A 26,203-nucleotide genomic window follows, 5' to 3' on the forward strand; every position below is an offset into this window, starting at 1 on the left:
AGTGATTTCACTGACCTTGCTTATAAGCCTTAAACACAAACTAAAGAGTGTGATAGCACTGAGTGCCGTTATCCTATTGGCATTCATGCTGTCTGCCTGCAGTCAGACGTTTCAGAGACAAACTTGTGTAGCTCTGGCCAAAGACGTTAATTATTGTCTGGCACCTATCCCCTTAGACCAAACGAGTCAGACCTGGGTACGCTCGGCAACGCAAAAAGCAGGCATTAGAGTCGATTCGTCTCAACATGAGCTGATGACACAAGTCGAGATTGACGCCAATGGGCTCACCTTAGTCGGACTGGCCCCCTTGGGTCAGGCACTGTTCACCTTGATCTATGACGGCAGCACGCTCACCAGTGAACAGAGTGTTTTATTGGGAAGTGAGTTCAAGGCCGAGTATCTACTGGCACTTATTCAATTAATATATTGGCCCGAAGAGACTGTAAATGCTCATTTACAAGGAGCAAAACTAACCTCAAGTGACTGTGGTGCGTCCAGATGCCGAAAAATATATGCTCTTGGCTCCAACCCGGCCATAAATGTAAACACAGGCACTCAGAATGACAGTATTGTAAATATCGAGTACAGTCATGATGACCCTTGGCAGGCAGAAATAGCGCTGAAGATACCGCAAGCTAAATTTGAGTTAACACTAACGCCAATTTAGGTCGCTGATATTTTTCATGGCCCACACTATCAAAAAGTGAAGATAAATAGAGACAATGACTAAAATAGCCATCTCACACTTAGGCTTGTGTACGCCTCTGGGCAAGACTGCTGAAAGCGTACTACCCCGACTCTCGAGGGGAGATACTGGCGCGATGAAGAATCGAACCGATATCATCCCCGATGCCGAAACCTTAGTGGGAGAAGTCACCTTCGAGTTGCCTGTGATACCCAAGCTCCTGGCCAAATATGACTGCCGCAACAATCGACTGCTCCTGTGTGCAGCAGAGCAGATTGCCGACAGAGTTGCCCGGGCAATAGCAGACTGGGGCCCTCAAAGGATAGGTATTGTCATAGGCACCAGCACATCCGGGATCGGCGCGGGTGAAGATGCCTTAAAGGTAAGATCACAAACCGGGGCCTTTCCTGAACAATATCAGTATTCCCAGCAAGAGCTAGGTAACAGCAGTGATTTTTTACGTCACTACTTCGACATTTCCGGCCCTTGTTACACAGTATCCACCGCCTGCTCATCCAGCGCCAAGGTCTTCGCCAGTGCCAGACGCCTACTGCAAGCGGATCTGTGCGATCTGGTGATCGTCGGCGGCGGCGACAGTCTTTGCAAGCTAACCCTTAACGGTTTTAGCTCGCTGGAATCTGTCTCTAAGGGTCACTGCCAACCCTTCAGTATTAACCGGGATGGCATCAACATAGGTGAAGGCGCAGCTCTTTTTACACTGGAAAAACTAACAGCTGACGACACCAGCAGTGTGATCTTAGCCGGAATTGGCGAGTCCAGTGACGCCCATCACATCTCTGCGCCACATCCCGAAGGACGCGGCGCCATAGCTGCCATCCAGTCGGCACTGAAAGATGCCAATCTGATTGCTGAAGACATCGACTACATCAACCTACATGGCACAGCTACACAGAAAAATGATGCCATGGAAAGCAGAGCAATTAAGCAGGTTTTCGGCTCGACGCCTCCGCCCTGTAGCTCCACCAAGCCAATCACAGGCCACACTCTAGGCGCAGCTGGCGCCATAGAAGCAGCATTTTGTTACCTGTTATTGAGCCAGGAAAGCAGCCAACAAACCTTGCCACCTCAGATATGGGACGGCGTTCAAGATCCACAAGATCCGTCACTTCCCTTAGTCAGCCAAGGTCAGAGTGCTGAACTTAACTATTTGATGAGCAACTCCTTCGCCTTCGGCGGCAGTAACGCCAGCCTCATTCTCGCCAGAAACCAGCGAGGGAAAAATAAATAATGAGTCCACAACAGATGTCACCCCAAGAACTATCTCAGATGGCGATTGCAGATGTAATCCCCCATAGAGATCCTATGATCTTGATCGATCACCTCATCAGCTATGAAACTGACAGCCTATTGACCCAGGTGGATATCGGCGAACTCAGCCCCTATTTCGATACACAGCTCAACGCCGTACCCAATTACGTTGGTATCGAGTATATGGCTCAGAGCATTGCCGCCCTCGCGGGTGTGGAAGCTAAGTCCCGTGGCGATATTATCCGCGTCGGTTTCTTGCTTGGCACACGTAAGCTTCAGATGCATATACCAGAGTACCGGCTGGGGGAAAGTTATCAGACTCGAGTCACCAGACTCTACCAAGAGGAGTCCGGACTGGCGGTATTCGATTGTCAGATATTCCATCGGCAAACCTTAGTCGCAACAGCGAATGTGAATGTATTTCAGCCTCAGGATGTCGAAACCTATATCTCTGAGAGCAAGCAGGAAGAGCAAAAATGAACAACGAAAACAGAAGAGTACTGATCACAGGTTCTAGCCGCGGCATAGGGAAAGCCATAGCCTTACAGTTGGCAGAGGCCGGATTCGATATCGCCCTGCACTTTCACAGCAATGTCGAAGCGGCCGAACAGACTAAGCGCGAGCTTATTGCGCTGGGTGTCACAGTTTCTTGCCTACAGTTTGATATCGCCCATCGCGAGCAGGTCAAAACCGCCATCACAGCCGATATCGAGCAGCATGGCGCCTATTATGGCGTGATACTCAATGCGGGTATCAATTGTGATACCGCATTTCCCGCCATGACAGAAAATGAATGGGACAAGGTAGTACATACCAATTTAGATGGTTTCTACAATGTGATTCATCCCACCATAATGCCGATGATTCAGACGCGCCAAGGCGGCCGCATAATAACTATGGCATCGGTATCAGGTATCGCAGGTAACAGAGGTCAGGTCAATTACAGCGCCTCGAAAGCCGGCATCATAGGCGCGACGAAGGCCCTTTCTCTTGAGCTGGCTAAACGTAAGATCACCGTAAACTGCATCGCTCCCGGACTTATAGAGACAGATATGGTCGCAGATTTCCCCAAAGATATGATCAAGGATATCGTGCCTATGCGCCGCATGGGTAAACCTGCTGAAATCGCGGGACTCGCTAAGTTTTTGATGTCTGAAGATGCAGCGTACATCACCAGGCAAGTTATCTCGGTTAACGGAGGCATGATCTAATGTCCAGACGTGTAGTGATCACCGGCATAGGGGGCATATCCAGCTTGGGCCAGGACTGGCCGACTATTGCCAGAAATTTAAAAGCTCAGAAAAACTGCGTGGTTCGCTTCGACGAATGGAATAGATATGATGGTCTCAACACCCGCTTAGCGGCCCCGGTGACAGACTTCGAGAAACCGGCACACTACTCGCGTAAAAAGGTACGCTCCATGGGACGCGTCTCTTTAATGGCAACTAGAGCCAGTGAACTCGCCCTTATAGATGCAAACCTACTCGATGACCCGGTTGTCAGTTCTGGCGCCATGGGCATAGCCTATGGTTCATCTACAGGCAGTACGGACCCTATTATAGCCTTCGGCGACATGCTCAAGGATGGTGACATGTCAGGCATCACCGCCACCAGCTACATTCGCATGATGGCCCACACTACTGCTGTCAATGTAGGCGTCTTCTTCGGTCTCAAGGGCCGGGTCCACACCACCAGCAGCGCCTGCACATCGGGTAGCCAGGGAATAGGTTATGCCTATGAATCGATAAAATATGGTCAGCAAGACCTGATGCTTGCCGGCGGCGGCGAAGAGCTATGCGCCACCGAAGCCGTCGTCTTCGATACTCTATTTGCCACCAGCACCAAGAATGACTCACCTGAGTTGAGTCCCAGCCCCTTCGATAAGAATCGTGATGGTCTGGTTATCGGTGAAGGTGCCTGCACCTTAGTGCTCGAAGAGCTGGAACATGCTCAGTCCAGAGGCGCTAAAATCTATGCCGAGGTCGTCGGCTTTGGTACTAACTCTGATGGCGTACATGTAACTCAGCCCAATGCGACCACCATGGAAGTCGCCATCAGACACGCATTGAAAGATGCCCAATTAGCTCCCGATGCCATCGGCTATGTCAACGCCCATGGTACAGCGACAGATAGAGGCGATATAGCCGAGACTCAAGCCACCAACTCAGTGTTTGGTCCTAACATGCCAATCTCTTCCCTCAAGAGCTACACGGGTCACACCTTAGGTGCCTGCGGTGCACTAGAAGCCTGGGTCAGCATAGAGATGATGAATGAAGGCTGGTTCGCGCCAACACTAAACCTGACCGAGATCGATCCCGCTTGCGGCAGGTTAGATTACATCCGAGATAACATTCGCCATATCGACACAGATCATGTGATGAGTAACAACTTCGCCTTCGGTGGGATCAACACATCACTGATTTTTAAACGATGGAATAGATAGGAAGTCTAATGAGAACATTATTATTGATCATCGGCTTAAGCTTAAGCCACCACAGGTGATGAGAAATATAAACTGACTATCGAGCTATTGGTACAAAGCAGTAGCGAGAAGAAGCTGCGTAAATATGCCTCAAAATACTTAAAGAAATATTACTAATACCCATAGCTATAAACACTAAAGGCGCCCTTAGGCGCCTTTTTTACAAAAGTGTATAATTATGCCGCTATAGCATTCAATGCAGCTTTTGCTTCGCTCATGGCTTTCTCTGTCGCCTCAGGGCCCATACTCAGCGCTTCGCCATAGACTGTTTCAACATCTTCGATGCCGATAAAGCCCAGCACTGTCTTCAAATACGGTACAACATGATCCGCAGGGCTGTCTTTATGCACCCCACCACGGGTTGTGATCAGTAGGGCGCGCTTGCCTGTGATCAGTCCCTCTGGGCCATTCTCGGTATAGGTAAAGCTCACCCCGGCGCGGGCTATTAGGTCTATCCAGTTCTTAAGCTGAGTCGGAATGGAGAAATTATACATAGGAGCAGCTATCACTATGGTGTCGTGATCTTTAAGCTCTTGAATCAGCTGGTTAGATAGATTTAACACCTCTTGCTGACGCTCAGAAAGATCATCCCCACCTCTTAATCCCATGGCTATTTCACCATCGAGAACCGGTAAAGGCTCAGCCGCCAGATCGCGAACCGTGATATCGGCTCCCTGCTCCGTCCAAAGCTGACTTAAATGTTCAATCAAGTGACCCGATTGCGAGTAGCCACCTAAGATGCTCGATTTCAATATTAAAACTTTAGACATAATAAACTCCAGCTGATCCAGTGATTGAGAAATCATCTCTCAATTCGATGAAGCTAGTTTAATAAACCATAAAAAAGAATAAAAGCGGATAAAATCTATCAAAACATCCTAAAAAATAGAACTGTATCGATGTAAGCGGGTTTCAACCTTGGGATGGAAAATGAGTTTTGATTATAAATAATCGATATAATGCCAGTCGATAATAAGTATCCAGCTTAGGATATACATCATAGAAAAAAGTGTCGGTTTTAAGGTAAAATCTGGTATTAGCTCGACGTTTACCAACGTACGCCTGAGCCATTACTATTAGTTATCGATCAAGGTTATTCATATCTATGAGTAACTTATTTATTTTAGAAGAGAAATTATGACTCCAGTTGCAACTTACGAACACATCATAGATGAGTTAGCTACCAAGGACTATGTGGTAGTCGATGGTCTGATCGAGCCTAAGATATTATTCGAATTGAAAACTGAACTCCTCAAAAAGCATACCGAGGAAGAGTTGAAACGGGCCGAGATCGGCAATGGTGCCAACAGCTCAATCAATGATCTTATCCGCTCTGATAAAATATCCTGGATCGACACCAATTCCAAGGTTCCCTGTGAACAGGCTTATTATCAAGCTGTACATGCCTTCTATAGCTATCTGAACCGAGCCTGCTTCACCGGAATTTCTGACTTTGAATTTCATTACGCCTGTTATGAGAAAAGCACCTTTTACCAGAAACACATAGATCGCTTCAAGAATGACTCCAATCGAAAGTTTTCTTTTATCACCTATCTGAATGACACCTGGCAACAGGGAGATGGTGGCGAACTAAAGCTGCACCTCGACGATGAGGTGATCGAGGTCGAGCCTATTTTTGGTAAAACCGTGATCTTTAAAAGCCATCTCATCGAACATGAAGTGGTCGAGAATCATAAACAAAGGTTTAGTGTGACGGGTTGGCTGAAATAACAGCAGCTATAGATATACGGATTAGCCAAGTTTATCTAGCTCAGAGTAACTCAGCTCAGACTTACTCGCCCTTAGGTTGACTAATATAGAGGCCTTCAAATGTCGCACAACATGTGTCACCACAATAGAGTTTAACCTCGAGCCTTACCTTGAGTCGGCGGCCCTTAGATAACACGGACATATCCACATCAGGCCAAGTCACCTTAGCCACGGGTGCCGTCTCTATGGGGGCTAAATATCTTATCTTGGCATCGGCTAGGACGATATCACCCCTTAAGCCAGCAAGAGACTGTTGTAACCACACCATGCCCCAGCCAGTGAGCGTCATCAGAGTATAGATACTGCCGGCAAACATGGTTTGATGCAGGTTAATATTAGGCTCGAGTGGTGCCGTGGTGAGAAACTCCTTATCAGAATATGCCACGGGTATGATCCCCATAAAGCCGCTGACAGGAATGGTCTTATGCCAGGTCTGCTGCAACTCAGACAAGAGCTTGTCTATGTTTCCCAGCTTCTCTGAGTCTTTCTGCTCAGCACATTGATCTGAATTAGCCATCAAAACCTAGCCTATACGGTAAGGTTAAAGGTAACAGGACCATCATTGACCAGACTCACCTGCATGTCGGCAGCAAACTCACCGGTCTGAGTTGCCACACCTTTAGACTGACAGAATGCGATAAATTCTTCATATAGCACTCTTGCCTGCTCCGGCGTACCCACCCCGGAGAAACTAGGCCTCAAGCCACGCCCGGTATCCGCCGCCAGAGTAAATTGAGAGACCACCAGCAAGGAGCCTCCTGCCTGCTGCAGATTTAGATTCATCTTGCCATTTTCATCGGAAAAGACACGATAGCTCATCACCTTAGTGGCTAATTTTTCCATTTTAGCCGTATCATCTTCACGTTCTACACCAAGCAGTACCAATAAACCTTTATCGATTGCACCGATAGTTTCACCATCGACATCGACCTTGGCCTGCTTTACACGCTGAATTAGGGCTATCACGTTTCAATTTACTCTTATGTAAGAAGTTCCTAGGTTCTAGGAACTAGGAACTTAAGTGGATCACAAAGACTGAGATTGCTGCATTACCGGGATAGGCTTGATTAGCTGCTCCGAGCCTTTTGGTAGAGAGTGACCGACCTGACGTAGACCTTCATCTGTCCACAACATAAATCTTCTGATCTCTTCCAGCTCTATGGTGTTGACGAAGGTCGCAGCGCCTTGCACCTGAATCACGGCGCCATTATCTCTGAGAGTGAACTTTGCGAAATTCAGCTTATGGTTGAGAGTACCGATTAAAATAAGCAGCTCTCTGCTGCCCCTCAGTTTGGGATGCACGGCATAGAAGCGATTCATCATGATGCGATCGATACCATTCGGGTTAATGCTTGGTTGCAGCAAAAACTGGTTATCATCAAACTGCAGGGCAATCCTATTCGGACTCGCCATAGTCGCCAAATAATTCTTATGGATCAATGCCTCGAATAAGGTTTTAGTCGCTTCTTCATTCGTCATGCCGCCTAAGGTGACACTCTCCGGAGCCACAACGGCAGTCGCAGCCCCATCGCTAGATTCCGTCGCCGCACAGGCACTCAATGTGATGGCCAAGCCAGCGATAATCAATTTTTTCATTTATCTATACTTCCTTTATATTATTTGCCATTTCCCGTATGGCATAGACGACTTCCCGAAACATCTTATCATCGGCTAATCCATGATACCCACTTTTAATCACAGAGTAATTTATGGTGTCACAGCCAAACTGAGTTAAGAAATTTTCAACTATTTGAGTGGGACAGACCCAATCCATCTCACCCTGTAATATAATGCTTGGAGCCTGAATCCCAGCTGATATTTCTCGCATTAATGAATAAGCTCCAAAATATTGATGACTGGCATAATGGAGCTCTATTTCGGCTAAACTTTTACTCATAAATGCATCGGAGCCAGACATCTCATTTGCAGGCATAGCAAGCGCAGACTCCCAAGCTAGCCAAGAACGAATATAATGATGACGAGTATCGGCATCATTATGCTTCAATCCGAGTCGATATGTTTTAAATAACTGATCTACATTGGAACAGAAAGGCGTAAGAGCTGTAAATGCCAAATACTCATCAGCGAACAGGTTAGCAGCGCCTTTATTCGAATACAGCCAATTTGTGCCATCCTCACTGGGGATAAACAGTCCCCAATATACCTGAGACAGCACTTTTTCAGGATATAAACCACTATAGAGCATGCCTAAGGTGGCACCAAAGGAGCCCCCGACTAAACACCAGGCCGGGATCCCTAGCCATAGGCGTACTTTTTCCAGATCTTTAAGCAAGGCTAATACATTATTTTTCTCTATCTCACCCAGAGGCTTAGATCGCCCGGTTCCCCGCTGGTCTAACATCAACACATGACAGTTATCACCATCAAACAGGGCTAATTCGTCACTCATACAACCCGCCCCGGGTCCGCCATGAAGATAGAGCACGGGAACACCATCTGGATCGCCGTATTGCGCCAAATGAAGCTGATGGCCATCACCCACATCTAGCCAATCTCGGCGAATAAATGTGGGTAATGACGTCATAGCTTAGTCACTTTCTCTGTCGATATCTCTGCGACCTTATCTTCAACTTTTTGTTCGACCTTCTTCTCTGGCCCAACTTCTAAGATATGGCTGGTATAGGAAATGCTGGTCTTTATCGCATCTTTAGCAGATGCAGTATCCGGTGACGACTCGGAAGAGGTTGGCAATGTCTTATCCAGATATTCCGGCAAGGCCGCCGTTATTTCGGCGCCAATCAAGACTATCATCCAAGAGAGGTACACCCAGATAAACAGGATGGGAATTGTCGCCAACGCACCATATATCGCCTCGTAGCTCGGGAACTGAGTCAGATAGAAGGCGAAGCCTTTCTTGCCGAACTCGAACAATAGTGCCGCTGCAATCGCCCCTAGCAGGGCATGAAAAAACTTAACCTTAGTATTAGGCACAACCATATAGATAAGCAGGAAGGTAGCGACCGAGAAAAACATAGGTAAACGCTCAACCAATAAGGGGACAACACCCGAGAGATCGGCGCCATTGAACACCTTGAGTGACACCACATAGGACGTTGCCACCAGGCTTGCCCCCATCAATACAGGGCCAAGGGTCAATACCATCCAATACATGGAAAATGACACCACCATGGAACGTTTCTCCTTGGTGCGCCAAATACTGTTGAGGGACTTATCTATGTTAGATATCAGCATTATCGCCACGACCATCAATGCCGCAATACCCACAGCCGTCCCCTTGGAAGCATTGTCGACAAATTCATTGATATAAACCTGAACACTGTCACCGGCAGCTGGCAGAAAGTTATCATAGATAAAGCTTTCTATCTGATTCCTAATCCCGCTAAACACAGGAAAGGCTGACAACATAGACATGGTCACTGCCACCATTGGCACCAAAGACAATAAGGTGACATAGGCTAGATGCCCCGCACGAATATTGATCTGATCTTCCGCTAATCTCTGTTTTAGATGTACCATGAAATGCCAAATGCTTAGCCCCAAGGTACGAAAATGTGTTCCATCTATCTTATTTATCACTGCGATCTCTTGATTGTGTTGATTTGAAGACTTGGTATTAAATACGTATATTCGTACAATAAAGCTTATAACCTAAGATTTACAAGTGTAAGGAATAAATAGATGTCACAACAAGGCTCGGCAGGTAACGTGATTGCCGCCATCGCAAGCTTCTTTTTTCCCGGCTTAGGGCAGTTGGTACAGGGAAGAATCATGGCAGCATTGCTTTTCTGTATAATAACTATCGTAGGCTATGCCATGTGGTGGCTGATCTTCCCAGCAATTATAGGCGGTATCGCTCACCTATGGAGCATCATTGACGCCGCACGATTCAAAGCCGATTAATCGTTTAGATTCGACCGAACTCAGTTTCCAGTTATGGACAAGGATCATCCAAAAATGAAGAGATACATATCAATTGCCATCGTGGCCACCAGCTTACTCCTGACGGGCTGTCAGAGTGCCTATTATGGTGCCATGGAGAAAGTGGGTTATCACAAGCGTGACATCATGGTCGACCGGGTAGAGGATGCCAGAGAGTCTCAGGAAGAGGCGCAGAAGCAATTTAGCTCGGCACTCGAAGAGATGCAGGCCCTGCTTAACCATGATGGTGGCGATCTGGAGACTGCCTATAACAAGGCCAAGGATGAATATGAATCCTCTCAGGATGCGGCTGATGACGTCAGCAACCGCATCGAAAAAGTGGAAGATGTGGCCGATGCTCTGTTCGATGAATGGCAAACTGAGATAGGCGAAATAAGCAAGGCCAGCCTACGCCGTAGCAGTGAGAGCAAGTTGCGTGAGACTCAGCGCTCCTACGAGCAGTTAGTTCGCACCATGAAGCGCGCCGAGAGCAAGATGGCACCAGTATTAACCGCAATGAAAGACAATATGCTTTATCTGAAGCATAACTTGAATGCTCAGGCAATCGGAGCCATCAAGGGTGAGTTTGCCAGCCTGCAGACCGATATATCAGGTTTAATCAAAGAGATGAACAAGTCTATCGAAGAGTCCAACAAGTTTATAGCTTCCATGGAAGGAAACTAGGTTTTAGGATCGAGTAATACCAATCGGTATAAATAAACAAAAAGGCCCTGAGCATATAGGTTCAGGGCCTTTGTAGCTTTTATATACTCGTTTTTTCTTCCCTACCCCAGATACCAATATACACAAGCCATGCAATCATAATTTTGTGATACAGCTCCTAGCCTAGCCTCAAACACCAGCTGTTATTTAGAGGCGACACACAAAAGCATTTTATGTGAAGAACTTACTTTAAAATCGAACCTCTGACTGATACACCTTGTCACTCACATCAGATTATTATGACCTTTGTAGAATCATTAACCTTAATGCTTGCACTCGCCTATAGCGCAAGCTTACTTTATTGGAGTGGGAAAAAATCAGGAGCCTTGGCCACTATCATTCTAGCTATTGGCGCCAGTATAAGCTCACTGTATTGGCCCTTGATGCTCGCGAGTGCTATCGCCGCGTTTTCGATCTTTCTGCTCACTAAATTTAAACCTGAGCTAGCCAGAGGTGAACAGAGAATAAATACCCTGCGAGATACAATTCAACATCTACTGGCACTATCTATGTTGTTAGTCGGAGTTCAATTTGCGATAAACACAGCATTATTAAAAGCCGGCATCACGCCTTGGCTAATGAGGCCAGATGTCGGCGACGCCTTTTTACCCATCGCCGGAGGCATAGAACTCAAGGCCATACTGACTCTAGGCCTATGGAATCAGACTCATCCAGCCGCTGCCGTGATGTTAGCCGTGGTCTTGCTGACTGGACTGCTATGCAAACGCGCCTTCTGTGGTTGGGCCTGCCCCTTGGGGCTCGCGGGGGAATACTTGTATAGGCTGAGAAAACGCTTCATTAAGAATGAGATGCTACCACCAGCCTGGTTAGACTGGCCCCTTCGTATGCTCAAATATCTGCTGTTAGCCGCATTGCTCTACATCATCATTAGCATGCCTGTTCAATCTATCCCGCACTATCTGGAGGGAAACTACCACAAGATAGCCGATCTCAAGATGGGCCTGTTCTTCATCACCCCGGGGTTAGTGACCTTAGCCTGCTTTGCCTTCATCTTGGGACTCTCTGCATGGCGACGTCAGGGCTTCTGCCGCTACATCTGTCCTTATGGTGCCTTATTAGGTTTAATCAGCTTCCTGAGCCCATTTAAGATACGCAGAAGCACGCAACACTGCTTGATCGAGTCAAAGAAAATGAGCTGCGACAAATGTACCCGCGCCTGTCCGGCCAATATTTCAGTCCACACTCAGAGGAATATTCGCTCCGACGAATGCCAGGCCTGCATGCGCTGCGTATCGGCCTGCCCCAAGAAGGAAGCGCTACACTTCAGCACCCGCAATGGGATTAAGCTATCCGCAAGGGGATTAACCATAATCCTGCTACTCATTATGTTCCTCATCCCATTAGGCACCTATGTGGGCGGGTTTTGGCATAGCCAAACACCCGATGAGGATCGCATCTATCTGATACAGCACTTAGGTTCAATTGGGCATTGATACTCTAGCCTTCAAAATGGATGGCCTTCGAATGAAGGCTGATTTCATTTTTTGAGTTTTAGCGTCTGGCTTATTTGGTATTGGGTATGCTTATTGAGGGTCGCTCCTTCATGGCAATCTACCGCCTCCCAGCGGGAGATGTGCAGATACTTCTGCGAGACGCCGTGAACACTTCCATGTGGGCTCTACCAAAACATCCTTGTTTTGGAAGCTCGCAGCCGCATCTACACTTGGTTATTTTCCTCTTCGATTCGGCTTTCTTGAGAAATTCTAGTTTCAATCTGTAGCTCGTTTCTGCCCAGTTATGAGTTACAAGCGATAAACGGTCTTGATAAGAAACAGGGCAGTTGACTTACTTTTACTAATCTATAAGTCACACTTATTGGTTACTTTCGACAAGACACCAACACCAATATCAATGCTCAGTTTCGATCCGTTGTGCTCGTTTTTCCTGCTGAAATTTGATAAAGTACTTTTTAATCAATAGCTTTACTAAGTTGAGGATTAAATGATAAGTTTATTAAATGTGCATGCGCGTTTTGCTAAATATACGCGCATGAGCACTATACAAATATGTACCTAGGTAAGCCCATATGAGTAAGAACAATAGTTTGTATAGTTACCGAGCATTAAATAGCCTATCTCATGTTTACAGGTGTGTTGAATGTGGTACGTATGTCAGTAAACAAGACTTTGTTTGCTATCGCTGTAATCATGAATTTACAAAGAATGATTGCGCTCGAATGATTGAGGCGTATAAAAAAACTAAGCAGGTTAGCTGGCCGGATATGCTTTTGTTTGTGGTGGTTTTTTTACTGGTATTACTGGTTTCCGTTTAACTAAACCTATAACAAGCTGCTGAATTCAGACTCACCAAGTCTGTCATGCCATTCGCTGAGCAAATCGCCCGCCAGTAGATGGTTCACTTATTGGCAGGGCGTGATGCGTACTAATAATATGAATGATTTAACAATCGAAGGGCCAGTTTTCTACGGCGAGGAAGATGAGAATATATTCTTCCAGTGCATCTATAACCTATCTGGATTCAAAGAGGTTGTGGGTGCTGGCACCGCGCTCACTATAAGCTTTCATTCCTGCAACGCCGAGAAAGTTAAAGAGCAAATAGAGGTTTTGTGTCGCAGGTGGGATACAAAAATATGTACTTAATAAGCATATTGAGCAGCTGCAGGTATAACAAGTTTGTCAACGTTCGCCCTTCGGCTAGACAGCTTTAATCGTGGCTTCGCCACAAAACTGCCCGTTACAAAGGCGTTACTGCATATCCGATCAGCATACATTTCCTATTACCACTCTTTACCTTCTAGTACCTTAACCTAAAACGTTTTGTCCAGAAACGAGTTACAAACCCGTAGAGCTGAAATCGAAGAAGTAAATACTCTGGTGTGAACGCGGCTGTGACCTTCGACAGCAAGGCGAGGTTTCACAGCGTGAAACTCTCCGAGCGAAAGATAGGGTGAATATGGCAAAGCCATAAGCTCATGAACGAGAAGCATGGAAGCTGAACTGGCATTTGTATATGGACATATTTTATCGAACTGGCTCTTAAACATGGAGGTTGTTTGATGTCGCAGAGACTATAGGGACCCTTTCTGTCAATAGAGAGGGCGCCGTGACACAGGAGTGATTGCACTTAAGGTCGTTCATTCACATCCATGTGATCACGACATTCGTACATCCTGTACAGCACCCACGGCAGGAGATAGACAACAATGAAGCCTAACTCTCCTATTAAGTAATCCAATGTCCATAAGGTTAGCCCTATGAAACTGACACTATCTGCCAGTCCGCAGATACTTATCCCCTTCTAGTACATCTGACCGCCATGGATGGTGCGAATGCCAATAAATGAATGGAACATTTATGGCCATATACAAATACCAGTACTTGTCCATCCCTGGGTACTGGCATAAATGTTCCCGACATAAAAAAACCCTGAGCATTTGCATGCTCAGGGCTTTTCTTACGAAACTCGAAACCTTACGTTTCGGCTAACATAACCAACTCAAGTAAATTACTTACGGTTGTGACGCTTACGCTCGTTCTCACTCAAGTAACGCTTACGAACACGGATGTTCAGCGGTGTTACTTCTACCAACTCATCATCATCGATGAACTCAAGCGCTTGCTCAAGTGTCATGTCAATATGTGGAGTCAGTACTTGTGCTTCATCGGTACCCGATGCACGCATGTTAGTTAGCTGCTTACCTTTCAAACAGTTAACAGTCAAATCATTTGCACGAGCGTGAAGACCGACAACCTGACCTTCATAAACTTCTGCGGCGTGAGTAATAAACAGACGACCACGAGCTTGAAGGTTAAACAATGCGAATGTCAGTGCTTTACCAGTTGCGTTAGAGACCAATACGCCACGAGCACGTTGACCAATATCGCCGCCTTTCACTGGACCGTAATGGTCGAATGAATGGTAGATAAGACCAGAACCTGAAGTGGCAGTCATGAAGTCAGTTTGGAAACCGATTAGACCACGGCTTGGGATAACGAAATCGATACGTACACGACCCTTACCGTCTAGCTGCATGTCTTTCATGTCACCCTTACGGATACCAAGCTTCTCGATAACGCTACCTTGATGCTGCTCTTCAACATCGACAGTCAAGTTTTCGAATGGCTCACACATCTCGCCATCGATCTCTTTAACGATAACTTCAGGACGAGAAACGGCTAACTCGTAACCTTCACGACGCATATTTTCAATCAAGATTGAAAGGTGAAGCTCACCACGACCTGAAACACGGAAACGATCCGGGCTTTCAGTTTCTTCAACGCGCAATGCAACGTTGTGAACTAATTCCTGCTGCAGACGCTCAAGGATGTTACGTGAAGTTACGTACTTACCTTCTTTACCAGCGAATGGAGAGGTGTTGACCTGGAAGGTCATCGTTAGCGTTGGCTCATCAACAGATAGCGGCGGTAACGCCTCTACATTAGTCGTAGCACAAACAGTATCTGAGATAAGTAGTTGACCCAGACCTGTGATAGCCACGATGTCACCGGCATTACCGACTTCGACTTCGTTACGATCAAGACCCATGTAACCTAATACCTGGCCAACTTTACCGTTACGCTTCTTACCATCGGCACTGATTATAGTAACCTGCTGGTTAGTCTTGATACTACCGCGCTTGATGCGACCGATACCGATAACGCCCACATAGGAGTTGTAATCGATCTGGGAGATCTGCATCTGTAAATCACCTTCTCCATCAGCATCTGGTGAAGAAACTTTCTCGACGATAGTCTCGAACAATGGCGTCATGTCGCCTTCGGTGATATCAGGATCCAGACCTGCAAAACCGTTCAATGCAGAAGCATAAACGATTGGGAAGTCTAACTGCTCATCGGTAGCACCTAAGTTGTCGAACAGGTCGAAAACTTGGTCGATAACCCAATCAGGACGCGCGCCAGGACGGTCAATTTTGTTGATAACAACAATAGGCTTAAGGCCTAGGGCGAAAGCTTTCTTAGTCACGAAGCGAGTCTGTGGCATTGGACCGTCGACTGCGTCGACAAGAAGCAATACTGAATCAACCATAGAAAGAACGCGCTCAACTTCACCACCGAAATCGGCGTGACCTGGAGTATCCACGATGTTGATACGGTAATCATTCCACTTGATGGCAGTGTTCTTTGCAAGAATCGTGATTCCACGTTCCTTTTCAAGATCGTTTGAATCCATCACCCGCTCAGTGGCTTCTCCTCGGGTCTCAAGGGTTCCAGACTGCGACAGCAACTTATCTACCAAGGTAGTTTTACCATGGTCGACGTGTGCAATAATGGCGATGTTACGTAAATTCTCTAACACTGATAAACCTCTTACCATCTATATAGTGGGATATTTGAAACAGCCTTAATAATAGCTGTTGCAATAAAAAACGTGTCATTCTACTCTAGCCGAGGGCTCTCGCACAGGATTATTTTTTAGTCAGCTATGAATAATATGTTTTGTCTGTCTTCGCACCATCATGGTGATCGCACCAAGATCGACCACTCAGCGCACCATTACAGTGCAACCTTTCATTTTTGCGAGCAGCCTATCGTTTCTGTTCTCTTAAAAATCATAAGCTTACGATTTTGGCACGAGTCTAGCTTATTAAAAGTCAGAATCGCATAAGAAGCGCTAATAGAAGTTTAGAATTAAATAAGGGCTTACCCTTTACCCTACTCGGAGACTTAGAATGTCAGCTGAATCAGTTTTACAACAACTCGAAGAATTAGAAGTTAAGTTTGTTGATCTACGCTTTACCGATACCCGTGGTAAAGAGCAGCACGTCTCAATCCCTTCGCATCAGGTCGATGCAGACTTTTTTGAAGACGGCAAGATGTTCGATGGTTCATCTATTAATGGTTGGAAGGGAATCAACGAATCAGACATGGTGTTGATGCCAGACCCTAAAAGCTTCGTATTGGATCCTTTCACAGTCGAGACCACAGCCAACATTCGTTGTGACATCCTTAACCCTGGCACTATGACAGGTTATAACCGTGACCCACGCTCTATCGCCAAGAAAGCCGAAGAGTACCTACGTTCTACCGGTATAGCAGATACAGTCTTGCTCGGCCCAGAACCAGAGTTCTTCCTATTTGATGACGTTAAATATGGCGCCGATATGTCAGGTTGTTTCTACAAGGTTGATGCCGAAGAAGCAGCCTGGAATTCAGGTACTAGCTATGAAGGCGGTAACACGGGTCACCGCCCAAGCGTTAAAGGTGGTTACTTCCCTGTTGCACCGGTCGACTCTTCACAAGACATACGTTCAGCCATGTGTCTGGTTCTCGAAGAGATGGGTCAGGTCGTAGAAGCACATCACCACGAGGTGGCAACTGCTGGTCAAAACGAGATCGCGACTCGCTTCAACACGCTAACGCTCAAGGCCGATGAAGTTCAGGTACTTAAATATGTCGTTCATAACGTGGCTCACTCTTATGGTAAGACGGCCACCTTTATGCCTAAGCCTATCGTTGGCGACAATGGTAGCGGCATGCACGTGCATATCTCGCTGGCCAAAGATGGCACTAACCTATTCGCCGGTGACAAATACGGCGGATTGAGCGAGATGGCAATCTACTTTATCGGTGGAGTTATCAAGCATGCTCGCGCCATCAACGCTTTCTCCAACCCGGCCACCAACTCGTACAAACGTCTGATCCCACATTTCGAAGCGCCTGTAATGCTGGCATACTCTGCGGCTAACCGCAGCGCTTCGATTCGTATACCTTTGGTTCCAAGCCCTAAGGGACGTCGTATCGAACTAAGATTCGGTGACCCAATGGCTAACCCATATTTGGCATTCTCGGCTATGCTGATGGCTGGCCTGGATGGCATCCAGAACAAGATCCACCCAGGTGAAGCCATGGACAAAGATCTATATGATCTGCCTCCTGAAGAGGCTGCTGAAATTCCAACAGTAGCAACTTCACTTGAAAATGCACTCGAGTGTCTGGATGCGGATCGTGAATTCCTGACTCGCGGCGAAGTATTTAGCAACGATTTCATCGATTCATATATCACGCTGAAGACTGAAGATGTTGAGCGTGTTAATCAGACAACTCACCCTGTCGAGTTCGAGCTTTACTACAGCTTGTAATCTCAATAGCTGCAAGTTAAGCAGCTGGTATTTAGAGGCTCTAAACATCTTGTTTAGGGCCTTTTTCTTGCCACTAGCTTTATTGCATAGCCACTTCATCTCACTCTGCCGATTAATAAGAGTAATACAGACTACTCAGAAGCAATAAAAAATCGCTTCTAAATCGAGCAATTATGTTAGCTTATGATAAGTCTCAGATAGAAGGAGCAGTCATGCCTGCAAAAATATCAGTTTATTTACGCGTTATCTTCGCCGCTATTGTCCTCCTCTCAATAGGGACACTCAATGTCAGCGCCAACACCATAAAATGGCCACAGGAGGTAACAGCCAAAGAAGGCACTATTGTTGTTTATCAACCTCAACCCGAATCTCTTTCTGGTAATATTCTTCAAGGGCGAGCGGCGATGTCGCTCGAACTTATCGACACAGAAGATCCCATATTTGGTGCGTTTTGGTTTAGTGCACGTATTGATACCGATAATAACAACGCGACAGTCAGAAATGTAAGAGTCACCCGGGTGAGGTGGCCAGATTCAACAGAGGCTGATGAACAAAGGTTTACCCAAGTGGTAGAGAAAGCGTTGGCTGCAAGCAGCTTCGAGATATCTATGGACAGACTATCCGCCAGTCTTGCCAATGCCCAACAAGAAAAGAAAAGCCTTCAGGCCATTAAAAATGATGCCCCCAATATTCTTTTCCGTCAGCAACTTAGCGTTTTACTCTCATATGATGGCCATCCACAATTTAGGGAGATAGAAAACAGTCCCTATGAGCGAGCATTAAATACGCCTTTCGCTGTTGCTCGCAGTACTAAAACTAACAAGGTTTATCTCAGCAGTGGGGCTTTCTGGTACGTCGCGGATAACCCAATGGGACCATGGCAGATTACCGACTACCCCCCAGCAGATCTGGTGAAGATGATACCCACATCAGATCAGGCAAGCTCTATGGCTGGCGATGCTCCGGCTGTGATAGCCGTCGATGAACCCAGCGAGCTAGTGGCAACAGACGGCAAGCCTGAGTGGAAGAGCCTAACTCAAGGCAAACTACTTTATGTGAGTAATACTGAAACGGCATGGATAAGAGAGACTGCGACTGGCGACATGTATCTGCTCCTCTCTGGGCGCTGGTTTAAAGCCAAGAAAGAGGCCGGTCCCTGGATATTTGTCCGCGCCGATAAGCTGCCTGCTAGTTTTAATGACATTCCGCCAGAGTCTGATATAGGCGGCTTAAGAGTATCCGTTGCCGGCACATCGGAAGCCGACCAGGCGATGCTCGATGCACAAATCCCACAAACAGCGGCCATTAAACGTAACGAAGCAAAACTTAACGTTACATATGATGGTGAGCCTAAGTTCGAATCAATTCCTGGAACCCAAGTAGCTTATGCCGTTAACACTGGCACTCAGGTTTTGAAGATTAATGGCCAATATTACGCGGTCGACAACGGGGTTTGGTTCACCGCCAGCTCGGCAAATGGCCCATGGAAAGTCGCGGATAAAGTCCCCACGGAAGAGTTAGCCAAGATCCCACCAAGCTCACCAGTCTACAACACCACCTATGTAGAAATATATGATTCCACGCCTGAGGTGGTTTACGTGGGATACACTCCTGGATATATGTGGTCCTACCCATACTACGGTGTGCCCGTCTACGGCACTGGCTGGTATTACCCACCTTACTGGGGCCGATACTACTACCCTCGCCCACCCACTTGGGGGCTACATGTTGGCTACAACCCATGGACGGGATGGAATGTCGGCGTCAGTTGGAGTAATGGATTCTTCAGTGTAGGTGTAGGCTGGAATGCAGGCTGGGGTAACCACTACTATCCGGGTCGTTGTTGCGGCGGTTACTATGGTGGTGGCTATCGTCGACCTGTGGTGATTAACACTGGCGATATCAATATTGGTAATAGCATTAGCATAGGTAACCGAACCAACATCTCCAATAAGCTGGTTAAAAATAACAATATTTCAGGCAATCGAGTGAGCAAGAACAGCCTCTATAATCGCCCGGAGAACCGAAAGCGTAATGCCGATCCTGTTAAGCTCAATAATCAGTTTAAGCAAGCGACTCATAATGCTAATCGTGCCAATAATGTCTTTGCCGACAAAAATGGCAACCTTGCTCGAGATAACAAGGGGCAATGGCAGAGCCGTGATAGAGGCAGTTGGGCTCCCACGCCTGAGGTGCGTCAGAAAATCGATACTGGTTTAAATAATCGCAATATAAATATGCCTACGACTATGCCAGCCAGACCGAATAATATTAATCAGCAGATGAATAATCGCAATATAGATCGCGAAGGACTAAATCGTTCTCGCAATGCCCGCCAGCACGGCGTGATGAGAGAAGGCAGGAGAGGACGTTAGTGAGTCTAAAGCTGACAATGAGTTAGACTAAAACAGGCCTGTGATTTTACAGGCCTGTTTTAGTTATTATGTCACTGATATGATTGACTTAAAATGGAATAGTCATTTCCTCATCAATGCGCCTTGAATTGAAAAAACTGAGAGTCTCTGAACTGACCAGATACTTATATGGAATGGTATTAGCTGATAAGTTGACACTTTGATGCAGCTTATTATAGTTTGGAGCCTCTAAGTCATGGTAAGTCTGTGATCTGACATAAAATTAATGGATCTATTGTATGTGGCAAAAACTTGAACCCTATCGCTCGTCCATCATTTTACTTTCAGCTCTACTTATCGGTGGTTGTGTCGGAGTCTTCGCCCCCGAGTTTGCCCTTAAACTCAAACCTATAGGGCAAGTTTTCCTTAACTTGCTGTTTATGATAATTGTGCCACTCGTCGCCATCAGCGTGACCTCATCAATTGCGCGCATGACAGACTTAAAAAAGCTCGGCGTTATCCTTATCACTATATTGTTGGTATCGATTGTGATGGCAATTATTCCCGCTCTGTCCATAGTAGGGCTAGCACTGGCCTTTGACCCTGCTCAAGGTGTCATATTGGACCTTCATCAGAGCGTCGAAACGGGCTCAGGCAGCATGGATTTTGTTGGACTGCTTACCACTAATGATTTTGTCGGCTTATTATCAAAATCGAATATTTTAGCTCTCATTATTATGTCTGTGATTTCGGGCATTGCCATAGGTCAATCGGGTGAAGATGGGGTTAAAGTCTCCCGTATGCTCGACAGCCTTAATACTGTCATCATGAAGATAGTTTCCATTCTGATGGTTGCGGCCCCTGTGGGCTTAGGTGCCTACTTTGCCTCGACTATGGCGGGTCAGGATACACATCTACTCAGCACCTTCGCCCGCGCTATAGGCTTATTTTTTATCGCTGCTGTTACCTATTTTACCTTAGGCTCCACTTTCTATGCCTGGCTCGGTGGTGGCGTTAAGGGGGTTAGACAATTCTGGAAACATGCTATCGAACCTTCGGTAACCGCCTTAGGCACCAGTTCTTCCCTTGCCACCCTACCGGTCAATATCCGTGCTGCGGGTAAGATGGGGATCAGAGAAGAAATTGCCGATATCTGTTTGCCGCTACTGGTCAATTTAAATAAGGGCGGCGCCTCGATGACAACCGCACTTAAGATCGTCTTCATCTATTCACTTCTAGGCTTAGAATTTACCCCAGATGTATTTGCCATCACGATTATGATTTCAGTGCTGTCAGCCTTCGTTATAGGTGGCGTGCCCGGTGGCGCATTTTTGGGTGAAATCTTTATTGTCACCACACTTGGCTTGCCTATTGAGGTCATTCCTATCCTAGTGATAATCGGCGCAGTTACCGATGCTCCAGCGACCTTAATCAACGTGATCCATGACCTCAATGCGACACAGATCATCGAGCGCATAAATGGTAAGCGATACGGAGACAAGTCGATTGAAAGTGCACAATAGCGATCAATTTTACTTCATTAGGAACATATCGGCTTCAAAAGAACTCCCACTGCGAGATACTTCATCGACATAACTAAGCTAGTCATTTCGATGAAGTATCCATGGTAAATCTTGAATCTATTACGCTAAGAAAATTTACTCATGATTTTTGCCTGAAAAAAAGCTAATCTTGAAGAGCATACAAATATGTAACAAAGGAACTTCTATGCGCTTATCTATTACCATTTTCCTGCTATTTTTTACCCTATTCGCCCAAGCCACTGTGTATAAGTGGGTCGATAAAGACGGCAAGATACATTATTCGGATAAACCCATCGAAAACTCTGAAGCCGTCGAGTTTAAGAGTAATACTCAAAACCAGATCAAGTTGCAGATACCTAAGGCTAACGCTTCAGCTAGCAATGACGATCCCGAATCCTTAACTCAGTATAAGTTGAGTATCGCCTCTCCAGCCGAAGAGGAAACCATTCGGGATAACGAAGGCAAGATCACCATCATGGCTAGAATTTCCCCGGATTTGGAGTCCAAACATGTATTGGTACTTCTAATGGATGGGGTTGTTGTTGGCACTCCACAAACCAGCCCTATATTTAGCCTCAAAGATATCGACAGAGGCGAGCATAACTTTGTTATCAAGGCTGTAGCACAAAACGGCAAACAACTTGCATCAACACCTCCAAGAAAGATATACCTTCACAGAGCTATCATTAGTCGCCAGGGAACACCAACACCTTTTAGCGGTGTAAACTAGAAAAGGCATTTATTTTAGATAGTTAGCCATAATCTAGATATAAAACACTCAGTGAAGGGTATTGCACGGCGCACCAAAATGGTGCACTGTGATGGTGCATCGAATTTGCTGGGAGCTCTAATGGATCTGAAACACCTGTTCAATAACCTTGTTACCGCAGTCATGGTCATAGATGTAGATCTTAGGTTATGTTATGCCAATGCTGCAGCCGAGCAGTTATTAGGCGTCAGCAGCCATCGCTTAACTGAGCATTCTCTTGCAGATAACTTTCAAGTCTTAGGCGTAAGTACACAAATACTCAGTAATGCAATCAGGGATAATCAGGGGTTAACTGTCAACACTGCACCTCTAGTGACACTTGATAATCAACATCATACTGTGGATATAACCTTAACCCCATTAGAAGATGAGCAAGGTTTAGGCCTGCTCGAATTGAGACAGGTAGATCAGCAACGCCGAATTCATCAGCAATTGACTCTCGACGCGCAGCAACAGGCAGCACAATATCTAGTGCGTAATTTGGCGCACGAAATAAAAAACCCATTAGGTGGACTAAGGGGGGCGGCCCAACTGCTTTCTCGTGAACTACATGACCCCGAATTAAATGAGTTCACCGACATGATTATCGAGCAAGCCGATAGATTAAGAAATCTCGTCGATCGCTTGCTTGGGCCGCAAAAACCCACCCAACATACACTGCATAATATTCATGAAGTAATTCAAAAAGTGCTTAAGCTTGTCACCATGGCACTGCCGGAAAACATTCAATTCAAGCAAGACTACGACCCCTCAATTCCAGATATAAATATGGATCCGGAGCAACTTCAACAAGCTGTGCTTAATATTATGCAAAATGCGGTTCAGGCCTTGGAAGGTATTGGTGGCAATATAACCATAAAGACACGCACCCAACACCAAGTCACTATTGGTACCCAGAGGCATAAAATCGTGATTGCCTTGTCTATAATCGACAATGGCCCAGGCATCAAACCTGAGCTCATGGATACCTTGTTTTATCCTATGGTAACAGGCAGGGCTCAAGGCTCAGGCTTAGGTTTGTCCATATCCCATAACTTTGCCAGATTGCATGGTGGAAGAATCGACTGTGATTCGAAGCCAGGAGAAACCGAGTTTACAATTTTGCTGCCAATAAAAACCACATAAAAGACAGCGGTAAAAAGATGACAACAAGCACGACACCAATAAAAATTGAAGAGCATCACGGGAGAGCAGTATGACGGAGCAAGTTTGGGTACTCGATGACGACAGCTCTATTCGTTGGGTCGTAGAAAGAGCATTGAAAGGGGCGAAGATCTCTTCGGCAAGCTTTGCCGCCGCAGAGTCTCTATGGGAAGCACTAGAACTGTCACAACCTAAGGTGATTATTTCAGATATACGCATGCCAGGCACGGATGGACTCTCTCTATTAGAGAGGCTTCAAGCTCACTATCCTAATATTCCAGTCATCATAATAACCGCTCATTCAGACCTGGATAGTGCGGTGAGTGCATATCAAGCAGGTGCCTTCGAATATTTACCTAAACCATTCGATATCGATGAAGCCGTAACCTTAGTCGAACGAGCATTAACTCACTCTACAGACCAAACTATAAATACGGTAGAAGAGATACAAGTTAAAGCCCCCGAAATTATTGGTGAAGCACCGGCTATGCAGGAGGTATTTCGTGCGATAGGTCGTTTATCACGATCTTCTATTAGCGTACTCATCAACGGACAGTCAGGCACAGGTAAAGAGCTAGTCGCCAGTGCGCTACACAAACACAGTCCACGAAAAGATAAACCCTTTATCGCCATCAATATGGCAGCCATCCCCAAAGATCTGATCGAATCTGAACTCTTTGGCCATGAGAAGGGCGCCTTTACCGGTGCAGCAGGAGTCAGACAGGGCAGATTCGAACAGGCTAATGGTGGCACACTCTTTCTCGATGAAATTGGTGACATGCCTCTGGATGTTCAAACCCGATTGCTCAGAGTGTTAGCAGATGGTCAGTTCTATCGTGTCGGCGGCCACTCACCAGTACAAGTCGATGTTAGAATAATAGCCGCTACCCATCAAGATTTAGAGCTGTTAGTACAAAAGGGAGGTTTCAGAGAAGATCTCTATCATAGGCTAAATGTGATTAAGGTTCACCTCCCCCCATTGTCACAACGAAGGGAAGACATCCCTCAACTCGCCAGACATTTTCTTTCATCGGCCGCTAAAGAGATAGCAGTCGAACCTAAGATCCTAACTGCAGAAACAGCCAAAAAACTCTCGGAACTACCTTGGCCGGGTAATGTCCGCCAACTTGAAAATACTTGTCGTTGGCTCATGGTTATGGCATCGGGACAAGAGATACTACCTCAAGATCTTCCTCCCGAACTACTTAAGGAGCAAAACCAAGCCAAAAATCAATCATCGGGAGATCCAGCGAATTGGCAAGAGTCATTAAAATTTTGGATTGATGAACGACTCAGCGCAGGTGAAAATAATCTCCTCACCGAAGTACAACCCGCATTCGAGCGCATATTACTGGAAACGGCACTGGCCCACACAAATGGGCATAAGCAGGAAGCCGCCAAGCGACTCGGCTGGGGACGTAACACCCTCACCCGCAAGCTAAAAGAACTCTCGATGGATTAACGACTTCCTTGCAAAAAAACACTCAAGCCTACAAATAAATGTAGGCTTTTTTATGCCTAGAGCTTAGGGAAGAAACTGGTTCTTTGAATCCAGAGTATTTGGCTCTCGTAGATGTCAGGACAATTGCCCGGCTTGGAAGTTCTTTATTGATACCACTATTGCCTGGAAATGACCTACGACCCACATGGATGTGGGAAGTGTCACTTATGCAGGAGCATATCAGCGACCTCGCATAGTCCACGAAGTTGACACATGGGGGTGAAATTCAGGTGTTCTGGATGCGCAAGAACAAAGAGCGGAGGCGCCAGCCTGGGACCACAACATCTACTGCATAAGCTTTAAAAATTGGAATACGATTGAGGTTCATAGAAACTAGAGCGCTTGGAAATGGCCTAGGCTCACATGGGGGTGGAGACAGTGTGCTTAATGTACGCAGTACATTGCACTGTCGTAGCGCGTAATGACGTAGTCATGAAACTGGGGACCCCGCTCAGCGGCGTGGCGACCGCCATGAATGGCGGAAGTGTCGATATTGAACGACTATATGGATATAGGAGGTACGAGACCAAGGATGGACGAAGGTAGAATAATGCAGGAGCAATTATCGAGAGTAACGCAGGAGCAGTTACCGAGGAGTATTTATCGACCGACATCGACTCTTTATAAACCAAAGTGGCATTGCACGTGCGTGCTTAAGTGGATAAGCCACCTGATATCTGTACTGGTAAGCTTGAGCTAAACAGCCAAAACTTTATTAAATCCCAGACGCAAACCCTTTCCTACGCCACCCTTGGCGTTCAAGGATAAGTACTTCCTGTACAAAAAAGCCACCTTAATAAGGTGGCTTAGTCACTGTTAAGTCAGGAGTGCGCCTGGAAATGACAAATTGCAGACGTAAAAAGCGGAGGCGCCTTCCAATGGCCCGGCTTCGGGCAAGAGCTTCCCCCTACTAGCATATAAAAGGATGCATGCTGCGCATACGCTATCTATATTCCCCATGTGAGAAGCTCATTTCAAAAGC

At 46.3% G+C, this 26,203-nt stretch carries 23 protein-coding genes; 16 read left to right on the plus strand and 7 right to left on the minus strand.

The window, feature by feature from the left end:
* The first annotated feature begins 1 nt into the window (after position 1).
* Genes FS373_RS28940 through FS373_RS28960 form a run of 5 tightly spaced genes read left to right on the plus strand, consistent with a single transcriptional unit; the run spans position 2 to position 4,397 of the window.
* Positions 2-667 carry a DUF3261 domain-containing protein gene (locus FS373_RS28940; protein ID WP_144048469.1) on the plus strand — a complete coding sequence of 222 codons (666 nt, stop codon included), beginning with the start codon at positions 2-4 and terminating at the stop codon, positions 665-667.
* Between the two features lie 55 nt (positions 668-722).
* Entirely contained in the window at positions 723-1,934 is a 1,212-nt protein-coding gene (locus tag FS373_RS28945; protein WP_144048470.1) for a beta-ketoacyl-[acyl-carrier-protein] synthase family protein, read from the plus strand.
* Entirely contained in the window at positions 1,934-2,434 is a 501-nt protein-coding gene (locus FS373_RS28950; protein ID WP_227993384.1) for a hotdog family protein, read from the plus strand. Before FS373_RS28945 ends, FS373_RS28950 begins: the two co-directional genes overlap by 1 nt.
* Positions 2,431-3,165, plus strand: coding sequence for a 3-ketoacyl-ACP reductase FabG2 (locus FS373_RS28955; protein WP_144048471.1), 735 nt, complete (start codon positions 2,431-2,433; stop codon positions 3,163-3,165). Before FS373_RS28950 ends, FS373_RS28955 begins: the two co-directional genes overlap by 4 nt.
* The gene (locus FS373_RS28960; RefSeq protein ID WP_152831211.1) at positions 3,165-4,397 is read left to right on the plus strand and encodes a beta-ketoacyl-ACP synthase; all 1,233 of its coding nucleotides are present in this window, start codon (positions 3,165-3,167) and stop codon (positions 4,395-4,397) included. Before FS373_RS28955 ends, FS373_RS28960 begins: the two co-directional genes overlap by 1 nt.
* A 215-nt stretch (positions 4,398-4,612) precedes the next feature.
* On the opposite strand, the gene FS373_RS28965 is transcribed toward FS373_RS28960, so the two are convergent.
* Positions 4,613-5,206, minus strand: a complete 594-nt coding sequence (locus FS373_RS28965; protein ID WP_144048473.1) for an FMN-dependent NADH-azoreductase — start codon at positions 5,204-5,206, stop codon at positions 4,613-4,615.
* A gap of 367 nt (positions 5,207-5,573) precedes the next feature.
* Here FS373_RS28965 and FS373_RS28970 point away from each other — a divergent pair, with 367 nt between their 5' ends.
* Entirely contained in the window at positions 5,574-6,167 is a 594-nt protein-coding gene (locus FS373_RS28970) for a 2OG-Fe(II) oxygenase (protein ID WP_144048474.1), read from the plus strand.
* 61 nt (positions 6,168-6,228) lie between these two features.
* Here FS373_RS28970 and FS373_RS28975 read toward each other — a convergent pair whose 3' ends face one another.
* The 5 genes from FS373_RS28975 to FS373_RS28995 are packed head-to-tail and all read right to left on the minus strand — an operon-like array spanning position 6,229 to position 9,704.
* Positions 6,229-6,723, minus strand: coding sequence for a thioesterase domain-containing protein (locus tag FS373_RS28975; protein WP_144048475.1), 495 nt, complete (start codon positions 6,721-6,723; stop codon positions 6,229-6,231).
* An 11-nt stretch (positions 6,724-6,734) separates the two neighbouring features.
* On the minus strand, positions 6,735-7,172 hold the full coding sequence (dtd, locus tag FS373_RS28980; RefSeq protein ID WP_322619582.1) for a D-aminoacyl-tRNA deacylase: 438 nt from the start codon (positions 7,170-7,172) through the stop codon (positions 6,735-6,737).
* Between the two features lie 60 nt (positions 7,173-7,232).
* Entirely contained in the window at positions 7,233-7,802 is a 570-nt protein-coding gene (locus tag FS373_RS28985; RefSeq protein ID WP_144048477.1) for a hypothetical protein, read from the minus strand.
* A gap of 4 nt (positions 7,803-7,806) precedes the next feature.
* Positions 7,807-8,751 (minus strand): alpha/beta fold hydrolase, encoded by a 945-nt coding sequence (locus FS373_RS28990; RefSeq protein WP_144048478.1) that lies wholly within the window; start codon positions 8,749-8,751, stop codon positions 7,807-7,809.
* Positions 8,748-9,704 (minus strand): virulence factor BrkB family protein, encoded by a 957-nt coding sequence (locus FS373_RS28995; protein WP_229381258.1) that lies wholly within the window; start codon positions 9,702-9,704, stop codon positions 8,748-8,750. Before FS373_RS28995 ends, FS373_RS28990 begins: the two co-directional genes overlap by 4 nt.
* Before the next feature lie 162 nt (positions 9,705-9,866).
* On the opposite strand from FS373_RS28995, the gene FS373_RS29000 reads away from it, so the two are divergent.
* The 4 genes from FS373_RS29000 (at position 9,867) to FS373_RS32315 (ending at position 13,450) form a co-directional block, all read left to right on the plus strand.
* On the plus strand, positions 9,867-10,088 hold the full coding sequence (locus tag FS373_RS29000) for a hypothetical protein (RefSeq protein ID WP_077753532.1): 222 nt from the start codon (positions 9,867-9,869) through the stop codon (positions 10,086-10,088).
* Between the two features lie 54 nt (positions 10,089-10,142).
* Complete coding sequence (locus FS373_RS29005; protein WP_152831213.1) at positions 10,143-10,790, plus strand: DUF2959 domain-containing protein; 648 nt, start codon at positions 10,143-10,145, stop codon at positions 10,788-10,790.
* Between the two features lie 278 nt (positions 10,791-11,068).
* Positions 11,069-12,283, plus strand: coding sequence for a 4Fe-4S binding protein (locus FS373_RS29010; RefSeq protein WP_152831216.1), 1,215 nt, complete (start codon positions 11,069-11,071; stop codon positions 12,281-12,283).
* A 942-nt stretch (positions 12,284-13,225) separates the two neighbouring features.
* Positions 13,226-13,450, plus strand: coding sequence for a hypothetical protein (locus tag FS373_RS32315; protein ID WP_152831217.1), 225 nt, complete (start codon positions 13,226-13,228; stop codon positions 13,448-13,450).
* 865 nt (positions 13,451-14,315) lie between these two features.
* Here the strand turns inward: FS373_RS32315 and typA are convergent.
* Positions 14,316-16,145 carry a translational GTPase TypA gene (gene typA / locus FS373_RS29020; protein WP_152831219.1) on the minus strand — a complete coding sequence of 610 codons (1,830 nt, stop codon included), beginning with the start codon at positions 16,143-16,145 and terminating at the stop codon, positions 14,316-14,318.
* A gap of 355 nt (positions 16,146-16,500) precedes the next feature.
* Between typA and glnA the strand changes: the two genes are divergently transcribed.
* From glnA to glnG, 6 genes are all read left to right on the plus strand, one after another.
* Positions 16,501-17,910, plus strand: a complete 1,410-nt coding sequence (gene glnA, locus FS373_RS29025) for a glutamate--ammonia ligase (protein ID WP_152831221.1) — start codon at positions 16,501-16,503, stop codon at positions 17,908-17,910.
* A gap of 212 nt (positions 17,911-18,122) precedes the next feature.
* Positions 18,123-20,285 (plus strand): carbohydrate-binding family V/XII, encoded by a 2,163-nt coding sequence (locus FS373_RS29030; protein WP_227993385.1) that lies wholly within the window; start codon positions 18,123-18,125, stop codon positions 20,283-20,285.
* Positions 20,286-20,563: 278 nt separating this feature from the next.
* The gene (locus FS373_RS29035; RefSeq protein WP_152831225.1) at positions 20,564-21,787 is read left to right on the plus strand and encodes a dicarboxylate/amino acid:cation symporter; all 1,224 of its coding nucleotides are present in this window, start codon (positions 20,564-20,566) and stop codon (positions 21,785-21,787) included.
* Between the two features lie 205 nt (positions 21,788-21,992).
* Positions 21,993-22,538 carry a DUF4124 domain-containing protein gene (locus FS373_RS29040; protein ID WP_152831227.1) on the plus strand — a complete coding sequence of 182 codons (546 nt, stop codon included), beginning with the start codon at positions 21,993-21,995 and terminating at the stop codon, positions 22,536-22,538.
* A gap of 120 nt (positions 22,539-22,658) precedes the next feature.
* Positions 22,659-23,702 (plus strand): nitrogen regulation protein NR(II), encoded by a 1,044-nt coding sequence (gene glnL / locus FS373_RS29045; protein WP_152831230.1) that lies wholly within the window; start codon positions 22,659-22,661, stop codon positions 23,700-23,702.
* Positions 23,703-23,772: 70 nt separating this feature from the next.
* Entirely contained in the window at positions 23,773-25,182 is a 1,410-nt protein-coding gene (gene glnG / locus FS373_RS29050; RefSeq protein ID WP_152831232.1) for a nitrogen regulation protein NR(I), read from the plus strand.
* Positions 25,183-26,203: the final 1,021 nt, after the last annotated feature.

The organism is Shewanella sp. YLB-07 (genome assembly GCF_009377275.1).